The organism is Leucogemmata humicola (assembly GCF_055379415.1).
In genome coordinates, this window is the sequence record NZ_AP040875.1 from 3,388,296 (window position 1) to 3,404,732 (window position 16,437).

General features: G+C 63.6%; 19 protein-coding genes. 8 read left to right on the forward strand and 11 right to left on the reverse strand.

Going from position 1 to position 16,437, the window contains the following annotated elements:
• Nucleotides 1–8: 8 nt before the first annotated feature.
• The 8 genes from AC6H4Z_RS14320 (at nt 9) to AC6H4Z_RS14355 (ending at nt 7,049) form a co-directional block, all read left to right on the forward strand.
• A complete protein-coding gene (locus AC6H4Z_RS14320) occupies nt 9–1,109 on the forward strand; it encodes a YncE family protein (protein WP_497542634.1) in 1,101 nt (366 codons plus the stop codon).
• Nucleotides 1,110–1,131: 22 nt separating this feature from the next.
• On the forward strand, nt 1,132–2,034 hold the full coding sequence (gene cbiB / locus AC6H4Z_RS14325) for an adenosylcobinamide-phosphate synthase CbiB (protein ID WP_497542635.1): 903 nt from the start codon (nt 1,132–1,134) through the stop codon (nt 2,032–2,034).
• Nucleotides 2,031–3,107 (forward strand): pyridoxal phosphate-dependent aminotransferase, encoded by a 1,077-nt coding sequence (locus AC6H4Z_RS14330; protein ID WP_497542636.1) that lies wholly within the window; start codon nt 2,031–2,033, stop codon nt 3,105–3,107. Before cbiB ends, AC6H4Z_RS14330 begins: the two co-directional genes overlap by 4 nt.
• A complete protein-coding gene (cobO, locus tag AC6H4Z_RS14335) occupies nt 3,104–3,754 on the forward strand; it encodes a cob(I)yrinic acid a,c-diamide adenosyltransferase (protein WP_497542637.1) in 651 nt (216 codons plus the stop codon). Before AC6H4Z_RS14330 ends, cobO (AC6H4Z_RS14335) begins: the two co-directional genes overlap by 4 nt.
• Nucleotides 3,751–4,317, forward strand: a complete 567-nt coding sequence (gene cobO, locus AC6H4Z_RS14340) for a cob(I)yrinic acid a,c-diamide adenosyltransferase (protein ID WP_497542638.1) — start codon at nt 3,751–3,753, stop codon at nt 4,315–4,317. The genes cobO (AC6H4Z_RS14335) and cobO (AC6H4Z_RS14340) overlap by 4 nt, the downstream gene beginning before the upstream one ends.
• A 94-nt stretch (nt 4,318–4,411) precedes the next feature.
• On the forward strand, nt 4,412–5,560 hold the full coding sequence (gene cobT / locus AC6H4Z_RS14345) for a nicotinate-nucleotide--dimethylbenzimidazole phosphoribosyltransferase (protein ID WP_497542639.1): 1,149 nt from the start codon (nt 4,412–4,414) through the stop codon (nt 5,558–5,560).
• Nucleotides 5,561–5,564: 4 nt separating this feature from the next.
• The gene (locus tag AC6H4Z_RS14350; RefSeq protein WP_497542640.1) at nt 5,565–6,422 is read left to right on the forward strand and encodes an adenosylcobinamide-GDP ribazoletransferase; all 858 of its coding nucleotides are present in this window, start codon (nt 5,565–5,567) and stop codon (nt 6,420–6,422) included.
• 3 nt (nt 6,423–6,425) lie between these two features.
• Nucleotides 6,426–7,049, forward strand: coding sequence for a histidine phosphatase family protein (locus AC6H4Z_RS14355; RefSeq protein ID WP_497542641.1), 624 nt, complete (start codon nt 6,426–6,428; stop codon nt 7,047–7,049).
• Nucleotides 7,050–7,071: 22 nt separating this feature from the next.
• Here the strand turns inward: AC6H4Z_RS14355 and AC6H4Z_RS14360 are convergent, their stop codons facing one another.
• The 11 genes from AC6H4Z_RS14360 to AC6H4Z_RS14410 are packed head-to-tail and all read right to left on the reverse strand — an operon-like array spanning nt 7,072 to nt 16,429.
• Complete coding sequence (locus tag AC6H4Z_RS14360; protein ID WP_497542642.1) at nt 7,072–8,217, reverse strand: hypothetical protein; 1,146 nt, start codon at nt 8,215–8,217, stop codon at nt 7,072–7,074.
• Complete coding sequence (locus tag AC6H4Z_RS14365) at nt 8,214–8,744, reverse strand: bifunctional nuclease family protein (RefSeq protein WP_497542643.1); 531 nt, start codon at nt 8,742–8,744, stop codon at nt 8,214–8,216. The genes AC6H4Z_RS14360 and AC6H4Z_RS14365 overlap by 4 nt, the downstream gene beginning before the upstream one ends.
• Nucleotides 8,745–8,756: 12 nt before the next feature.
• The gene (gene metK, locus AC6H4Z_RS14370) at nt 8,757–9,929 is read right to left on the reverse strand and encodes a methionine adenosyltransferase (RefSeq protein WP_497542644.1); all 1,173 of its coding nucleotides are present in this window, start codon (nt 9,927–9,929) and stop codon (nt 8,757–8,759) included.
• A 57-nt stretch (nt 9,930–9,986) separates the two neighbouring features.
• Nucleotides 9,987–11,753, reverse strand: coding sequence for a phosphoenolpyruvate--protein phosphotransferase (gene ptsP, locus AC6H4Z_RS14375; protein WP_497542645.1), 1,767 nt, complete (start codon nt 11,751–11,753; stop codon nt 9,987–9,989).
• Nucleotides 11,754–12,020 carry an HPr family phosphocarrier protein gene (locus tag AC6H4Z_RS14380; RefSeq protein WP_497542646.1) on the reverse strand — a complete coding sequence of 89 codons (267 nt, stop codon included), beginning with the start codon at nt 12,018–12,020 and terminating at the stop codon, nt 11,754–11,756. It lies immediately after the preceding gene.
• On the reverse strand, nt 12,020–12,793 hold the full coding sequence (locus AC6H4Z_RS14385; protein WP_497542647.1) for a PTS system mannose/fructose/sorbose family transporter subunit IID: 774 nt from the start codon (nt 12,791–12,793) through the stop codon (nt 12,020–12,022). The genes AC6H4Z_RS14380 and AC6H4Z_RS14385 overlap by 1 nt, the downstream gene beginning before the upstream one ends.
• A complete protein-coding gene (locus AC6H4Z_RS14390) occupies nt 12,790–13,473 on the reverse strand; it encodes a PTS sugar transporter subunit IIC (protein ID WP_497542648.1) in 684 nt (227 codons plus the stop codon). The genes AC6H4Z_RS14385 and AC6H4Z_RS14390 overlap by 4 nt, the downstream gene beginning before the upstream one ends.
• Nucleotides 13,470–13,955 carry a PTS sugar transporter subunit IIB gene (locus AC6H4Z_RS14395; protein ID WP_497542649.1) on the reverse strand — a complete coding sequence of 162 codons (486 nt, stop codon included), beginning with the start codon at nt 13,953–13,955 and terminating at the stop codon, nt 13,470–13,472. Before AC6H4Z_RS14395 ends, AC6H4Z_RS14390 begins: the two co-directional genes overlap by 4 nt.
• Complete coding sequence (locus AC6H4Z_RS14400; protein WP_497542650.1) at nt 13,952–14,377, reverse strand: PTS sugar transporter subunit IIA; 426 nt, start codon at nt 14,375–14,377, stop codon at nt 13,952–13,954. The genes AC6H4Z_RS14395 and AC6H4Z_RS14400 overlap by 4 nt, the downstream gene beginning before the upstream one ends.
• Nucleotides 14,370–15,341, reverse strand: coding sequence for an HPr(Ser) kinase/phosphatase (hprK, locus tag AC6H4Z_RS14405; RefSeq protein WP_497542651.1), 972 nt, complete (start codon nt 15,339–15,341; stop codon nt 14,370–14,372). The genes AC6H4Z_RS14400 and hprK overlap by 8 nt, the downstream gene beginning before the upstream one ends.
• A complete protein-coding gene (locus AC6H4Z_RS14410) occupies nt 15,338–16,429 on the reverse strand; it encodes a glycosyltransferase family 4 protein (RefSeq protein WP_497542652.1) in 1,092 nt (363 codons plus the stop codon). The genes hprK and AC6H4Z_RS14410 overlap by 4 nt, the downstream gene beginning before the upstream one ends.
• Between the last annotated feature and the right edge of the window lie 8 nt (nt 16,430–16,437).

The window sequence follows — 16,437 nt, forward strand, 5'->3', positions numbered from 1 at the left end:
AATTCGCAATGCAACGCACCACCCGCTTCCGTTTGCCTGTCATCGCCGCTGTCACGCTCGCCGCGGTGGCCGCGGGATGCAGTGATTCGACGTCACCGTCAGTCGCGCCCGGTTTCCTCGGAGGCACCAGTACCAATCACGAAATCGGGCTTGTCGTCAATTCAACGGGCAAAGCACTCACTCTGTTCCAGCTCGGCAGCCCGACGACGCAGCAACAGGTTCCACTCGGAACCAGCAGCACCGTCACTCCGGTCGGGTTCTCGGTGCGTGGTCGGCGGGCAGCCGTTCCGCTCGGAAACGCCGCCAGCGTTGCGTTGATCAATCTCGAGACGCCCTCGATCCAACGCTATTTCACGTTCGCGAGCGGCAACACGACCGGCTCTGCGTTCGCCGACGATACGACGATTCTCGCGGCAAACGTCACGCTGGGTACCGTCGGACGGATGACCGTTGGTCAGACGGGAGACGCGATTACGAGCACGGTGAAGGTCGCTCCACAGCCGACGGCGATTGCCATCGCCGGAGGGCGTGCCTTGGTCACGTCGTCGAATCTCGATGCGAACTTCGTTCCGATCGGCAACGGCGTTGTCACCGCGATCGACCCCAAGACGATGCAAGTGCTCGGCACCGCCCAGATGGGTGGAACGAATTCGACAGACGCCGCGCTCGGACCAGATGGATTGCTCTATGTATTGAACACCGGGGACTACGTCGCACAGGGCAGCCTGACGATCGTGAATCCGGTGACGATGGCCGTCGTAACCACGATTCCCAACATGGGTGTCGGCCCCGGCGCGATCAGCATCGACGCGAGCGGCCTCGCCTACATCTCCGGCTTTTTCTCGGGCACGATTGTCTGGAACACTGCGTCGCGTGCGTTCGTCCGCGGCCCTGACAACCCCGTCTGCGCAAAGCTGGCGAACGGCAGCTGCCGTGGTGCGGCCGCGGCCTCGACGAATGCCGCCGGCAATGTGTACCAGGTGTTCTTCGGCAGCTCGTCGCAGAGCTTGCCGCCGTACGTATTCGTGTTCAAAGCCGGCACCTTCGCGCTTACAGACAGCATTTCGGTTGGCGCCGGGCCAATCGCCATCGGCATCAAGACGTTCTAATGGCGAGCATGTTGGCGTGACGATGAGTTCCGCACTCGCGGCACTCATCGCCGACGCAACGCTCGGCGAACCGCCGTCGACGTTGCACCCCACGGTTGGGATGGGCCGGTGGATCGCGCGCGGTCGCGATCGCCGGTCCTCTCGCGCAGCGGCGCCTTCACTTGTCGAAGGCGCGCTTCTCGTAGCGAGTGGTGTCGCCATTAGCGCTGCAATCGGCGGCGCGGCCGACCTACTGCTGCGTAACGCACCACCGGCAACGCGGCCGGCGTTGCGCGGTGTCGCGCTCAAACCAGCGCTCTCGCTCAAGCCACTCGTGAGAGCAGCAACCGAGGTTCGCCGCGCGCTTCAGCGCGGCCATTTGATAGAGGCGCGTCGACTCCTCGGATGGCATCTCGTCTCGCGAGATACGACGGACTTGTCGCGCTCCGAGGTGGCGGGAGCGGCCATCGAATCTGTCGCAGAGAATCTGAGTGATAGCGTCGTCGCCCCATTGATGGCATTTCGCTTCGGCGGCCTTGCGGGCGCGTACGCATATCGGATGTTGAACACGGCCGACGCGATGCTCGGCTACCGTACGCCGGAGCTCGAGTGGTTTGGCAAAGTTGCGGCGCGCGCGGACGATGCCGCCAACTTCATTCCCGCTCGTGTGACCGCGGCGCTCATCTGCTGCACGGCGCCTGTGGGCCGCGGTTCTCCGTCTGGCGCTGCGCGCGCGGCACTGTGCGATGCAGATCGCACCGACAGTCCGAACGCAGGTTGGCCAATGGCAGCGATGGCCGGGGCGTTGGGAGTGCACCTGACCAAACGCGGACAATACTCGCTAAATGATGTAGGACGTCCGGCGCGAGCACGAGACATCGCACGCGCCTGTCGCATCGTCGTCGCAGCGGCGTCGTTGGCCGCGCTCGTGGCGGATCTCGCGTGATCGTACCGCGTCCCGAGGTGTTGACTACGCCGCTGGCGGAGCATGGTGGTCGTTTGGCGCTGGCACGCGGCGGGATGAACGCCCGATACGATTTCAGTGTTTGCCTGAATGGGTACGGAACGTCCGACGTCGTTGCGAACGCGATCGCCGTTGCCACGTACGACGAATATCCCGATCCGCGAAGCATTGTCGCTCGCCGGGCAGCGTCGGAGCGATGGCATCAACCAATAGCGGATATCGTATTTGCGGCCGGTGCGGCCGAACTGATTCACGCCGTTTGCTTCGCGTATCTCCGCGCTGGCGACTTGGTTCTCGTTGCGACGCCCGCGTTCGGCGAGTACGACCGCGCCGTTTCATTGTGCGGCGCGTCGGTTTGCCGATCCGAACTATCCGAGACTGCGAGTGCCATCGCGTCCTTCTGCGCCGAGTTGGCACGCGTTCGACCTCGGCTGACCTTCCTCGCGTCGCCAGCCAATCCAACCGGGGTCGCGCTCTCGCACGACGACTTGCTGCGTATCGCGAACGCCGCGCGCGCCAGTGACAGTCTCCTCGTGCTCGACCAAGCCTACGATGCATTCGCTGCCACGCCGCTCGGCACACCGGCCCTCGCGAACCATCCCGCGGTGCTGCATCTGCGGTCGATGACGAAGGAACACGCGCTCGCCGGGGTACGCGTGGCGTTCGCCGTCGCGCCGGCAGCCGTCGCCGAAGCGGTCGAACGAGTCCGCGTCCCGTGGGCGGCGTCGAGTGCGGCGCAAGCAGCAGGCGCGGCGGCGTTGAGCGACGCTGCAACGACGCACGTCAATCGAACGACCGCCCTGCTTCGATCGGAAGCCGCACGCATCGCCACGACAGTGCGGCGCCGAGGAATCGACGTGCGATCGTCGGCTACTCATTTCTTTCTCGTGCGATGTCCGTCGGCACGGGCAACGCGAGATCGCCTGATTGCCGAAGACGCGCTGTTGGTCCGCGACTGCACGTCGTACGGGCTACCAGAATGGATTCGCGTGGCGGCCCGTACGCCCGCGGAGAACGACATCTTAATTACCGCCCTCGACGCCGTGTTGACATGAGTGATTCTGAATTGGAGCCGCGTACTGATCCGCTCGCACGCCCGGTCCCGCCAACACCGGCGCCTGGGCGCAAGGCTCCCGTACCAAAGCAGAAACGCCCCGGACCTTACCGAGTTCCGCCACGCGAGCAGCGCAACGGTCTATTGATCGTGAACACGGGCGACGGGAAAGGCAAAACGACTGCGGCCCTCGGGCTTCTCTTGCGGGCGACGGGACGCGGCATGCGTGCGGCGATGTTTCAATTCGTCAAGCGAATGACGGACGCTGGCGAGCATCGCGCGGCGCAGCGGCTTGGCATCGAGATCATTCCTCTTGGCATCGGCTGTACGCTCGGAAATGACGATCTCACGGACGATGCCGCCGCAGCCCGCGCCGGATGGGCTCGCTGTGACAATCTCCTGACGTCTGGCGAGTACGATGTGCTCATCCTGGACGAACTCACGCTGCCACTCGCGTGGGGCTGGCTGGGCACTACGGAGGTAATTCACGCTTTGACCAATCGCCCTCGCGGAACGCACGTCGTGGTTACGGGTCGGTACGCGCCTCAGGCACTGATCGATGCAGCCGATCTAGTCACGGATATGAAGGTTATTAAGCATCCACTCCGGGAGCAGGGCATCCTCGCTCAAGCGGGCATCGACGTATGACCAAGACATCGCCAAGGTCCTACGCGGTCATTCCGAGAGAAGAGCGCCGCGGTTTATTGCTCGTCCACACCGGCAACGGAAAGGGCAAGACAACAGCCGCACTCGGGCTTCTCGTTCGCGCATCCGGTTACGGAATGTCCGTCGGGATGTTCCAGTTCATCAAGAGCGCGGAGACGCGATACGGAGAACACATCGCAGCAGCGTCGCTCGATGTCGAGATCGTGCCGCTGGGAGATGGCTTCACCTGGCTGTCGGACAACATCGACGAAGATCGAGCGCTCGCCGCGCGCGGCTGGTCGCTCGTTCGCGGCGCGCTGCTCGACGGCGCGTTCGACGTACTGATTCTCGACGAGCTGACCTATTGCGTAACCTATGGTTGGCTCGATGAAGCGGATGTCATCGCGACGCTCAAGGCGCGCCCGCGGTGGATGCATGTGGTCGTCACCGGCCGCAATGCGTCGGCGGCACTCATGGATGCCGCCGATCTCGTCACCGAAATGAACGTCGTTAAGCATCCTTATCGCGATCGAGGGATTGCCGCACAACCCGGGATCGAGTTATGAGTAAATACTCGCTACAATACCCAGATTGCTCGAGCGGCGCCGCCAGTGCCGCTGTTGCCCACCGCCAACCCTTGACCGCCGAGCCTCCGCAGCAATGACGCGCCCCTCAACTCCATCACCTGCTACGCCGACCGCTTTCACGCCAACCGTCGAGGTCGACTGGACCTCGGCGCGACGCGCCATCGCGGCAAAGACGAAGCCGTTGGGTGCGCTCGGACGACTCGAGGATGCTGCCGCTCGTCTCGCCGTGTTGCAGGGCACGCTGCGTCCACACGTGGACAAGGCGCGTGTGTGTGTATTCGCGGCCGATCATGGCGTTGCTGAAGAAGGCGTGAGTGCCTATCCGCGCTCCGTCACCGGCGAAATGATGCGCAACTTCGATCGCGGCGGTGCGGCAATCAACGTGATTGCCGCCGCGAATGGCGTGGAAGTCGAGGTCATCGATGTCGGCGTCGATGCCGATTTGAGTGAGCTCACGCATATTCGCCACGAAAAGGTTCGCCGTTCGTCACGCAACTTCGTGCGCGAGCCGGCAATGAGCGTGGCTGAATTCAATGCTGCACTCGATGTGGGCAAAGCAGCCGCGCAACGCGCCGCGGATGACGGCGTTCAAGCACTCGGCCTGGGCGAGATGGGTATCGGAAACACCACGGCGGCAGCGGCGATTCTCAGCGCATTCACCGGAGAATCGTCGGCAGTCACGGTGGGTCGTGGAACCGGTGTCGATGGAAATGCGTTCGCTCGCAAACGCGTCGTCGTCGATCGCGCAGTGCGGTTGCACCTTGGCGCGGTTGACGGACTGGGACGCGGTGAAGAACTGCTCCGTCGCGTCGGCGGTCTCGAGTTGGCGGCAATGGCCGGGGCAGCTCGAGCGGCAGCGTCTCACGGTATCGCAGTCGTGGCCGACGGCTTCATTTCGACGGTCGCGATTCTCTGCGCCCTGAACATGTTCGGCGAAGCAGACAGGACGGGAACGTGTCCGCTGCGTACGGCGTTGTTCTTCTCTCACCGCTCGTCAGAGCGCGGCCATCGGCTCGCGCTGGAGATGTGCGGCGCATTGGGAGAGGTCGACCATCGTCCGCTGCTCGACCTCGAGATGCGGCTCGGTGAGGGGACTGGCGCAGCACTCGCGATGCCCATGCTCCGCGCCGCCGCCGCGATCATGCGTGACATGGCTACCTTTGCCTCCGCCGGCGTGTCGGCCGGTCCTCAGGCGGCCGAGCACTCCATGCGTCCGTCGTGATCGAATGACGACAGCCTCGGAAGCGCGCCCAGCGACAGCCAGCCCCTTGTACGCCGAATGGCGCGCGTGCGTCGCGGCGTTCACGTTCCTGACGCGCATTCCGGCGTATCACCTGGCGAAACACGACGCCTCTGATCTTCCGGCGTCGTCGGCGTATTTCCCGCTGGTCGGCGTCGTCGTAGCGGCACTGGGCGGGATCGCGTATCTCGCGGCCGCTGCACTCTGGACGCCGATGCTCGCGATCGTTTTGTCGGTCGCAACGACAGTGTGGATCACTGGTGCCTTTCATGAGGATGCCGTCGCCGATTCGTTCGACGGTTTCGGCGGAGGTTGGACGCGCGAGCAGATCCTCGGCATCATGAAGGACAGCCGGGTGGGGTCGTACGCCCTCGTCGGTGTCGCACTATTACTGTTTGCGAAAGTTGCCGCGCTGTCGGCAATCGCCTCGAGTGTCGGCGACCGTGGCTATGCCGGAGCCAGCGCCATCATACGTGCGCTCATCGCCGGGCATGTGCTTGGACGTTGGTCCGGTCTTCCGCTGATCCGGCGTTACTCGTACGCACGACCGGCCGAAGACGGCGGTCGTCCGAGCGCGGGAAAGCCATTCGTCGCAGGCGTGACCGTCACGAGGGTGCTCGTCGCAACGGTTGTGACGTTCGCCATCGTGGGAGCGGCAATTGGCTGGAAGGCACCTATCGTCATCGCCGTCGCAGCTGTGATCATGACCATCGGCGGCAGATACGCGGAGCGACGTATCGGCGGAATCACCGGTGACGTTCTTGGTGCAGTGAATCAATTCGTTGAGCTCGCAACGTATCTCGTGCTCGCGGCCCATCCAGTCGCCGAGCTGACCCGCACATAGAGTATGAATCTCGTCTTCGTTCGACACGGCCAAACGGTCGCCGACGCCGGCCGCTGCATCGGTTCCACCGACGTCGAGCTCTCCGCTGAGGGAATGACATCGATTCGCGCGCTCGCGACCGCGTGGCACACGGCCGGTCCGCGGAGTTTCGTCGGCGAGCCAACGCGCGTCATTGCCAGCGATCTTCGGCGCGCCACCGACTCGGCGCGCGTGTTCGGACTATTGTGGAATCGGGACGTCGAGCTCGATCGGCGTGTCCGCGAGATGGATTTCGGCGTGTGGGACGGCCAGCCCTGGTCCAGGATCGAAGCGAGCGATGCGCACCGCTTTCGCGAGTGGAGCGATCGGTGGGCCGAGCTTGCGCCGCCAGGCGGTGAACCGGTGAGCGCAGTCGCCGATCGAGCGAGCGATTGGCTCAGAGAGATGAAAGCGTCCAACGTGTCGGAATCTCAGACCGTCGTCGCGGTCACTCACGCCGGATGGATTCGCGTCGCCGTGGCGCAGCTACTCGGCCGATCGCTCACGAAGATGTTCGACATTCCGGTCGACTACGGCCACGCTACCGTGGTTCGTTTGGATTCGCGACGCAATCAGCTCATCGCGCTCAATACGTCGGCGATTCCGTAGACGACCGAGACCGATGGCGACGCTACGCGCGCTGTCGGTCTGCTTCGAGTGCGTCGGCTAGTTGGCGTTTGATGCGAGTTCGTTCGTGCTCATAGCGCTGGCGCGTTGCATCGTCGGCAGTTGAAGCGCGTTCGAACTCCTCGTCGAGCGACGCGAGCTCGCGAACCAGACCCTGCGTACGCGATTCGACGGGTGCCGGTGTTGGAACGACCGGCGGTCTGGATCGACGCGCAGCGAAGATGAGCGCACCAATCATCGACAACAGCACCACGCCGCCGACGGCAAAGTACACCTTGGTGCGCTGCGTTGTCGCAACCTCGGGAACGTCGATCGTCAGAACGACGTTCGCCGGAACGTCCTGCGCGAGAAAACGACGGAAGACGCGCCCCTCGGCGGTCTGTGGCGGCACCTCGCGAAGAGCGATTCCGCGTGCGCTCGCCGTCGGCTCCTGCACGAGCACTTCGAACACGCCAGCGTCCGTCTCCATGGGAATGCGCAGCGGGAAAGCATTTGCCGGAAGCTCGTACGTGAATGCGAGCTGGCGAATGCCCGGGCTGAGCGGGGCGAAGAGGCCGACCGAGGTTCCATTCCGCGCGATCGCTCCCGCGGCGAGGTCGCCGTTCGTATTGATCTGGAACGAGACCGCTGACGCCGGAATGTGCGCCGTCCACACCGGCGACACGCTGTCCTTTGCGATCGCCGTGACCGTGCTGTCGTTTTCGAGATCGAATACTTCGCCAATCGGACGACGGCCGTTCGCGTTCGGTGCGCCGACGATGATGTGCCGACCACCGAGCTTGATCTTCACCGGGCCGGAGGTCGTATCGAACACCGTGATCATCGCGTCGTCGCCAGAGACGATCGGCGCGCGGAACGGTGACGTCGGATATACGATGCCACCGAATTGCGTCGTCGCGAAGTAGATCGCGGCGGTGTCACCCGATGTGTGATAGCGAAAGCTGAATCGGCCATTCGCTCCGGTTCGCACGGAGTCGAGAGGCCCCGAACGATCGCGGCCGACGCGATGCAGCAAGACCCATTGCCCAACGAGCGGTTGCTGCGCCGTACGAAGTCCACGAATGACGCGGCCATCCACGCGACGCGCCGCGCCGGCTGAATCGGTCGTCTGCCCCAACAGTGCGAGAAGAAGGGAGAACGCCGCGATCACAGGTTGAATTTGCCGAAGTCCTCTGGACGCAAATGCTCGAGGTACGCCTTCAACTCCTCAGCGGACAGTTCGGCGCTCTCGTCGGCTACCGTCGGCGGCGTGAACGACGCTGTTTCGGTGTCATCCTCATCTGCATCGGCATCGGGCGTCGTGAGCAGAGCTTCTGCAGCGAAGATCGGCGCATCGAGGCGAACGGCGATCGCGATCGCGTCAGACGGACGCGAATCCACGCGAACCACTTCTCCGTCGCGCACGAGGTGCAACTCGGCGATGTAGGTGTTGTTCTCTACGTGCGTGATCTCGACGCGGCGAAGCGTCGCGCCAGTCGCCGAGATGATGCTCTTACAGAGATCGTGAGTGATCGGTCGTTCGCGCTTCACATTGTGCATGTGACGCACGATCGACTCGGCCTCGACCTGGCCGATCCAGATGGGCAGCAGACGTTCACCGCCCTTTTCTTGGAGCACGACCACGTACGATTGCGTGGCCGGATCCATTCCCAAACGAAACACAGCGACTTCGATCATGCGCTCCTTCCGTCAACGCACGGCGCGCTTGAGCGCCGCGGCGCGATCTGTTCGCTCCCACGAGAACTCGGTCATCGCGGAGCGGCCCTTCCCTACTTTCTTCGGCTCGCGGCCAAAGTGCCCGTACGCCGACGTCGCGCTGTAGATCGGCTTGCGCAGATCAAGCGCTTCGATGATGCCGCGCGGCGTGAGATCAAACTCCTCCGCCACCGCCTTCATGATCGCCGCCTCGGGTACGACGGACGTCCCGAACGTATCGACCATCACCGACACTGGTTCCGCGACGCCAATGGCGTACGCGAGCTGTACTTCGCATCGCCGAGCCAGCTTCGCAGCGACGATGTTCTTCGCGACCCAGCGGGCCGCGTAGCACGCCGAGCGATCGACCTTGGACGGATCCTTGCCGCTGAACGCACCACCACCGTGCCGACCCATCCCGCCGTATGTGTCGACGATGATTTTGCGACCCGTGAGTCCCGCATCGCCCTGAGGACCGCCGACGACGAATCGGCCGGTCGGGTTGATGTGATACTTGACCTTGCCCTTGCGCAGCTCAGCGGGAATGACCGCCTCGATCACCTCACCGATGATCGTGTCGCGGATCTTCTTGGCCGATGCATCTGGCGCGTGCTGCGTCGAAATGACGACCGTGTCGACCGCGACGGGCTGCTTGTCCTCGTACACCACAGTGACCTGCGCTTTCCCATCCGGACGCAGCCATTTGATGCTCCCGCTCTTTCGCTTCTGCGCGAGCATCTCCGTAAGGCGATGCGCCAACAGGATGGGCATAGGCATGAGCTCGCTCGTCTCGTCGGTCGCGTAGCCGAACATCATGCCCTGGTCGCCGGCGCCACCGGTATCCACGCCCATTGCGATGTCCGGCGACTGGCGGTCGATCGTGCTGATCACCGCGCATGTCTTGCTGTCGAAGCCGAACGACGGGTCGGTGTAGCCAATGCGCTCGATTGTCGCCCGAACGAGATCGGGAAAGGGCACGTACGTCGACGTCGTGATCTCGCCCGCAACGCATGCGAGGCCCGTCGTAACGAGCGTTTCGCAGGCGACGCGCGCCTTGGGATCGTCGGCAATGATCGCATCGAGAATGGCATCGGAGATCGCGTCGGCGACCTTGTCGGGATGCCCTTCGGTGACAGACTCGGACGTGAAGAGATGACGATCGTACATGAAATCGGAGAAAGAGGAGAGAGACGGTTCGCGCTGAAAGGTACAGGGCACTCGGCCCTAGTCTACAATTCCTTCACCAAAGAGCGATTCGCTTCCTAGCATTCCAGCAAGGCGGCGGCGCAGTGCGGCCTCCGCCTCGCCCGCCGTTGCCGCGGCCAGTGCAGCACTCGCAGCTTCTTCTGCCGCCGCTACCGAAATGCCGCGCACGATGCGCTTCACGAGCGGCACCGACCGCGGCGCAACGCTCAGCTGGCGCACCCCAAGACCAATCAGCGCGAACGCCATCAGTGGTTGCGACGCCATTTCACCGCACACTGCGACGTCGAGGTCATATTCGTTCGCCGTGTCCACAGTGCGGCGAATGAGCTTGAGGACCGCCGGATGCAGCGGCGTAAAACGCGTCGCCAGGTTTGCGTTGCCACGATCGACCGCGAGCGTGTACTGCACCAGATCGTTCGTCCCGATGCTGAAGAACGCAACGTCGTTGACGAAGGTATCGCACGACACCGCAGCGGCGGGCGTCTCGATCATCACGCCAAGCGGAACGTCGCGCCGAAATTCAGCGCCGCGCGCCTGTAGAACGCGAGCCGCCTCGTCGAGCATTTCACGCGCGAGCCTTACCTCGTCGAGCGTGACGACCAACGGCAGCATGATCCGAACATCGCCGTGCACCGCTGCGCGAAGCAGCGCGCGGAGCTGCACGCCGAAAAGTTCGGGCTGATCGAGGCACATTCGGATCGCGCGCCAACCAAGGAACGGATTGGCTTCGGTAGGAAACCCGCCGACCGGCAGCTTGTCGCCGCCGACATCGAACGTACGAATCACGACTGGTCGCTCGCCGAACGCCTTCACAACTCTCGTATACGCCTTGTACTGCTCTTCTTCGTCCGGCATGGAGGCGCGCCCGACGACAAGAAACTCCGTCCGCATGAGTCCGACCCCCTCGGCACCACTATGCGCCGCGAGCTCGGCCTCTTCGGGTAGATCGACGTTCGCGCGTAGCGTGACTCGAATGCCATCGGTCGTCACGGCATCGAGTGTCGCGAGGTGTTTGAGTTCCACCTCGGCCAGTTCTTCCTGGCGCGCGCGCTCGCGATACGATTCGATGTCGGAATGCGACGGATTGATCGCCAGCAGTCCCGTAGAACCGTCAAGGATCGCTGTCTCACGACCGGTAAGTTCCAGCGTCGCCGTGCGAAGTCCAACCACCGCTGGCAGACCGAGCGAACGTGCGAGAATCGCGACGTGCGACGTGCGCGTACCAGCGTCCGTCGCAATCGCCGCGATCGTGCTGCGATCGAGTTGCACGGTGAGGCTTGGCGTCAGGTCGTGCGTGACGAGAATCGCGTTCGCACCTGTGGGCAGATCGACCGGATCGTGATCCGGAAGATCGAGGAGTAGCGTGAGCACGCGAATCTCGACGTCCTTGAGATCGCCGACCTTCTCACGCAGCATGGGATTGGCCGCGCGACCAAAGCGCTGGCTCCACTCGAACATCACGATCTCGAATGCTTTTTCCGCACCGAGGTTCTGGCGAATCAGATCTTCGACGGCCTTGGTGAGCTCCGAATCGTCCAGGATCGATCGCTGCACGTCGAAAATAGCGGCTTCCTGGGGGCCGGCCGACTGTTCGACGCGATCGCGAATGTGGGCGAGTCGTTCCTGCGCGCGCTGGAGTGCTGAGTGAAAGCGTTCGATTTCCCCCGGCACGGCGTCATCGGAAATGATGCGATGACGCACCTCCGGCACTTCCCAGCGCAGCAGGTGCACGGGGCCAACAGCAATGCCAGGCGACGCGGGAATACCGATCAGCTTTCGATCCACTCAGCGCTCTCCAAATTTGTTGCTGACGAGTGTCGCGAGCGCGTCGAGCGCCGCGTCTGCGTCGGGGCCATCGGCGCGAAGCAAGATCGTCGACCCGTGTTCCGCGGCGAGCATCATGACACCCATGATACTCTTGCCGTTCACGTCGAGATCGTCCTTCACGATCGTGATCTCGCTCTGAAACTTCGCGGCGAGTTTGACGATCTCTGCCGCGGGGCGCGCGTGCAGGCCGTTCTTGTTTACAATCTGGACGGCTCGTTCGGGCATTAGCGAATCACCGAGAAAAGGACGAGGACGGCCAACACGATGAGGGACAGCCGCCACCCTTCGATGCGACTCTTCAGGCGGACGATGAGGAATGATCCGAGCGCAATGGCGACGAGCACACCGCCCAGGAGATTGCGTCCGGGTCCAATGATGCGGCCCAGCGCCAGCGGAATCGCAATTCCGGTCGCGAGTGCAGCCAGGCGACCGATCTGCTGCGGACCGCGTCGAAGCACCGGATTCCCCAGTGCCGACGCGACCCGCAGTCCGTGATTCCATCCTGTGTTCAGGCCCCAAATCCGGAGCCCGAAGTGTCCAATGTTGTACAGGATGAGAAAAAGCAAAACAACAAATGCAGGGCTCGCGCCCCATCCGAACACGGCCAGCGAGGCGAGTGAACAGAACGGGAGCCATCCCGCCCACACCAACCGGTCGCCCACGCTGCCGAGGGGTCCGCACAGCGCTGTACGAAAACGCTCAATTCGCACCGGATCTTCGCCGTCGAGCTCGGCCCGTGCGAGGGCGCCAACCGCCACTGACGCGAGATACGGATGCGCATTGAAGTACCGGCTCTCGCGCGCCAACGCCTGATGAAACGCCGGCGAATGAACCCCGCCAGGCAACAGGTGGAGCGCTGGCTCGATGCAAAAACCAATACCGTTGCCGAGCAGGATCTCGTAGTTCCACGATCCCTGAATCGCGAGGAGGCGAATGAAGATCGCCATGCGCGTTCTGAAGGGCAGCTGCACGCGTGGCGGCGTCGCGACTGCGGTCATCGGAGGAAGAGGAAGAAGAGTCCCGCCGCCAAGCCACCGACGAAAAACCACCGAGCGCCGGCCGTCGAGTGAAATAGCTTCCACGCCGCTCCGCCAGCAACGCTCGCCGCTGCCGCAACCACCGTCGCACGCGAAAGCCGCGCGTCCATCGACCAATGTCTGATGCACCAGTCGGCGAGCGGTGACAACGTCGCATACGCAATCGCGGTGAGCACCGTTCCGCGCAGCAAATCGGCCGTCATGCCCAAGAGCTGCAACGAAATCACGGTTCCGCGCGCACCGGCTTCGAGCCCTTCGCGTCGCTCGCCAGCCCACACCGCGTTTCGCTGTCGCAACTTCACCATCGTCCAGCCGCCCACCCACGTCGTCGCGAGGGCCGCGAGAACCGCGAGACTCATCGCGCCTGCGGGATGCGCCGGGTGCGACGCGAAAATGGCGCCGCCAACGACTGACGCAGAACCCCATTCTGGATAGCGCGACGCGCCGAAGGGCAGCGTCTCCAGCGCGATGAGCTCGAGCGCAGCACCAAGCAGCACGCCGCTCGCTCCCTCGCCAATCAGTGCACCAGCGAGCGTCGCGGCAACGAGCGGACGTGACACCATCGCCTGCGGAAAGCTCACGACGTCGAGACCGAGCACGCCGCCGAGCAGGGCGATTGGAATCAGATCCAGGAAACTCATGGCTCGTGACCGGCCAGCAAATCGGCCAGCGATACCGGGCGCGCGCCGGGCACATCCTGCGCGGTCACCGTAACGCCCTTGGCCGCGAGATCGCGGAGCGCTTGCTCTTCGTCGGGCGAGAGAAACACGTATCGCATGCGTTGGATGCGACCGGTGCGCGAATGAATGCCACCGACGTTGACGTCAGTCACGCGCGCGCCATCGGTCAACTGACGCATGGTCGCGATGTCGCCAGTCAGCAGAATCCCACGACGAATATCGGAGCGATACTTCGGAATCGCCGCGATCGCATCCTGCGCCGTGTGGAAGTAGACATCCATCTCGGGCGGAACGCCCATCCGATAGAGTTCTTGCTCCCAGTCGCTCGCGGCGACAGTGTCGTCCACGAGCACGATGAAATCGATGTCCAGCGGCTGCCCCCAACCGACAACGACCTGACCGTGAATCAGGCGATCGTCGATGCGATACAGCTCCAGCGTCACGCGCCGGCTCCGTGCACCGTGATCGCGGCGCGGCCGCGCTCCGCTGCGTGCCTTGCCGCTTCAGGCGCGGTGCGAGTCTCGGCGAATACGAAATCCAACAGCGTCGGCAAGTTGGTGCCGGCAATCAGCACGGCGTCATCCATGCCGCGCAGGATTCGACGCGATGCCATGGTGCAGCTGCCCGCCTGCAGATCGGTGAAAATGACGCGCACGTTCGCGTCCTGCATCCGCGAGCGAAGCAGTCCCTCGATGTCCTCGACGCTGAGCTTCATGACGGACACGGCAATCAACTGCCCGCCGCGTCCCGTGATCTGTTGCACGGCAGAGACAAGACCGGCGGCAAAGTCGCCGTGTCCCGCCACGATCGCGCGTGGCGTCACCGCGGCATCTGGCTGCGGCGTGGTAGGCTCGCTGCTACTCATTGTCTTCTTGGAGGTAACGGTTGACGTCCGTAGCTGGGCGCATCTGCTTCATCAAACGCTCATTGAAGCGCTCGGCCGGATCGACACCGCTGTATTTGAGAAGATGGTTCATCGCGATGACTTCCGCGACGACCGTGATGTTCTTGCCTGGATTGAGTGGAACGCGAACCTTGGGCAGCGGGACCTCGAGAATGGTCGTCACTTCCGCGTCGAGTCCCGTGCGATCGATCTGCGCATCGTGATTCCACTCTTCGAGCTGCACGACGACCTCGATGCGCTTTTGCTGGCGCACCGCGCGAATGCCGAAGATCGACGGGATGTCGACGAGTCCGACGCCACGAATTTCCATATGATGGCGCTGTAGCTCGTGCCCACGTCCGACCAACAGATCGCGCCCGCGACGCCGCGCGATCACGAGATCGTCAGCGACGAGCCGGTGGCCGCGTTCGACGAGATCGAGCACACACTCTGACTTGCCGATGCCACTCTTGCCGACGAACAGCAGCCCGACGCCGAACACGTCGGCGAGCGACCCATGCAGGTTGGTCGTCGGCGCAAACTCGTCCTCGAGCCACGTCTTGATCCGCGTGTAGAACTCGTTCGTCTTGAGACGCGTCGTGATGACGGCAACGCCAGCCGCGGCGGCGAGACTGATCAGATCATCGCCGGGCACCTGGCCCTTGGTGATGAACACGCACGGAATCGGATACGAGAAGAACGCCGAAAGATGCTTGCGCCGAATCTCGGCATCGATCGAGCGGAGATAGGTGATCTCCGTTTCGCCGAGTACCTGGAGGCGCCGCGCCGGAAAGCGTCCGACGTAGCCGGCAAGCACGAGGCCCGGACTCGACACATCGGGATTCTCGATCACGCGATCCAGGCCACCCGTGCGCTCGACGTGCACCAGTTGCAGCGCTTCGGTCATCCGCTCGACGAGTCGGCCGACAGTCAGCTTCGGGGTCATGAGCTCCGTACGTTGCTGACGTTGATCAAGTGCTGCTCCGTTTCATCCGCAGCTCGTTCCCAAGTGAACGTCTCCGCAAAAGCACGCGCGGCCACACCGAGCGACGCCACGAGCTCGGGCGACTCGGCGAGGCGCCGCATTGCGGCGCCCATCGCACGCACGTCGCCGTGCGGTACGAGAAATCCCGTGACGCCATCACGGACCGATTCGCGAATTCCCGGCGAGTTCGATGCGACGACGGGCGTGGCGCACGCTGCAGCCTCGAGATTCGTGATTCCCCACCCCTCTTTGGGTGACGCGAATACCAGCCCCCAAGCGCGGCGAAGCAGTGACAGCTTCTCCGCCTCCGACACTCGCCCAAGAAACCGCACCCTGGTTCCGAGGTCAAGCGATTTCGCCAGCGTCTCGAGTTCCGGCCGATAGTCTCCCGCGCCGGCAATCTCCAGCGTCGCACCGGGCACGTTCATCTCGGCGAAGGCTCGAATGACGAAGTGCACGCCCTTGTACTTCTTGAGCCGCCCGAGATATGCGAACACCGGGGCCGGTGCCCGTTCGGCGGCGTTCGGCGTGTACGAGACGTTGTCGATGCCCGGATAGATCACGGTGACCAACCGACGCTCGATCCCGCGGCGCGCGAGATCCTCGGCGGTACTCTCGCTGATCGCCTGAAACGGAATTCGCCGATACATGCGACCGAGCGGTCGCTCCGCGGCCCAAACGGCAGCGGCCATGGGCGCTGGAAATTCCTGAAACGCGGTCGTGCCGAAGAGGTGCGGAACCAGAGCGACAGTGGCCCTGGCGCCCCATCGCGGCGTGTACAGCGGAATTTTGTTGATGTCCTCGACCAGCACGTCGGCCCAGTCGGTCAGATGCTGGTTGTAGAACCGGCGAGCGAGGAACGGAAAGCTGTGTCGCGTTCCAACGCGATATACCTCGACGCCGTCGATACGCGCGCGCGCCGGACAGCCGGGCCAACCGCCACAGAGCAGACGCACATCGTGTCCCTTCGCTGCAAGGCGGCCAAAAATCTCGTGCAGGTGAATCTCGGCGCCACCGGCCTGAGGATTCTCCAGGTCTTGCCAATTCACGAGCAGGA

Coding starts and splice junctions, on each gene's coding strand:
- AC6H4Z_RS14390 (WP_497542648.1), bottom strand. CDS start 13,473: ATGAGTTTCCTGGATCTGATTCCAATCGCCCTGCTCGGCGGCGTGCTC.
- cbiB (WP_497542635.1), top strand. CDS start 1,132: ATGAGTTCCGCACTCGCGGCACTCATCGCCGACGCAACGCTCGGCGAA.
- cobO (WP_497542638.1), top strand. CDS start 3,751: ATGACCAAGACATCGCCAAGGTCCTACGCGGTCATTCCGAGAGAAGAG.
- AC6H4Z_RS14380 (WP_497542646.1), bottom strand. CDS start 12,020: ATGCCCGAACGAGCCGTCCAGATTGTAAACAAGAACGGCCTGCACGCG.
- metK (WP_497542644.1), bottom strand. CDS start 9,929: ATGTACGATCGTCATCTCTTCACGTCCGAGTCTGTCACCGAAGGGCAT.
- AC6H4Z_RS14350 (WP_497542640.1), top strand. CDS start 5,565: ATGACGACAGCCTCGGAAGCGCGCCCAGCGACAGCCAGCCCCTTGTAC.
- AC6H4Z_RS14385 (WP_497542647.1), bottom strand. CDS start 12,793: ATGACCGCAGTCGCGACGCCGCCACGCGTGCAGCTGCCCTTCAGAACG.
- hprK (WP_497542651.1), bottom strand. CDS start 15,341: ATGACCCCGAAGCTGACTGTCGGCCGACTCGTCGAGCGGATGACCGAA.
- AC6H4Z_RS14365 (WP_497542643.1), bottom strand. CDS start 8,744: ATGATCGAAGTCGCTGTGTTTCGTTTGGGAATGGATCCGGCCACGCAA.
- cobO (WP_497542637.1), top strand. CDS start 3,104: ATGAGTGATTCTGAATTGGAGCCGCGTACTGATCCGCTCGCACGCCCG.
- cobT (WP_497542639.1), top strand. CDS start 4,412: ATGACGCGCCCCTCAACTCCATCACCTGCTACGCCGACCGCTTTCACG.
- AC6H4Z_RS14400 (WP_497542650.1), bottom strand. CDS start 14,377: ATGAGTAGCAGCGAGCCTACCACGCCGCAGCCAGATGCCGCGGTGACG.
- AC6H4Z_RS14320 (WP_497542634.1), top strand. CDS start 9: ATGCAACGCACCACCCGCTTCCGTTTGCCTGTCATCGCCGCTGTCACG.
- AC6H4Z_RS14355 (WP_497542641.1), top strand. CDS start 6,426: ATGAATCTCGTCTTCGTTCGACACGGCCAAACGGTCGCCGACGCCGGC.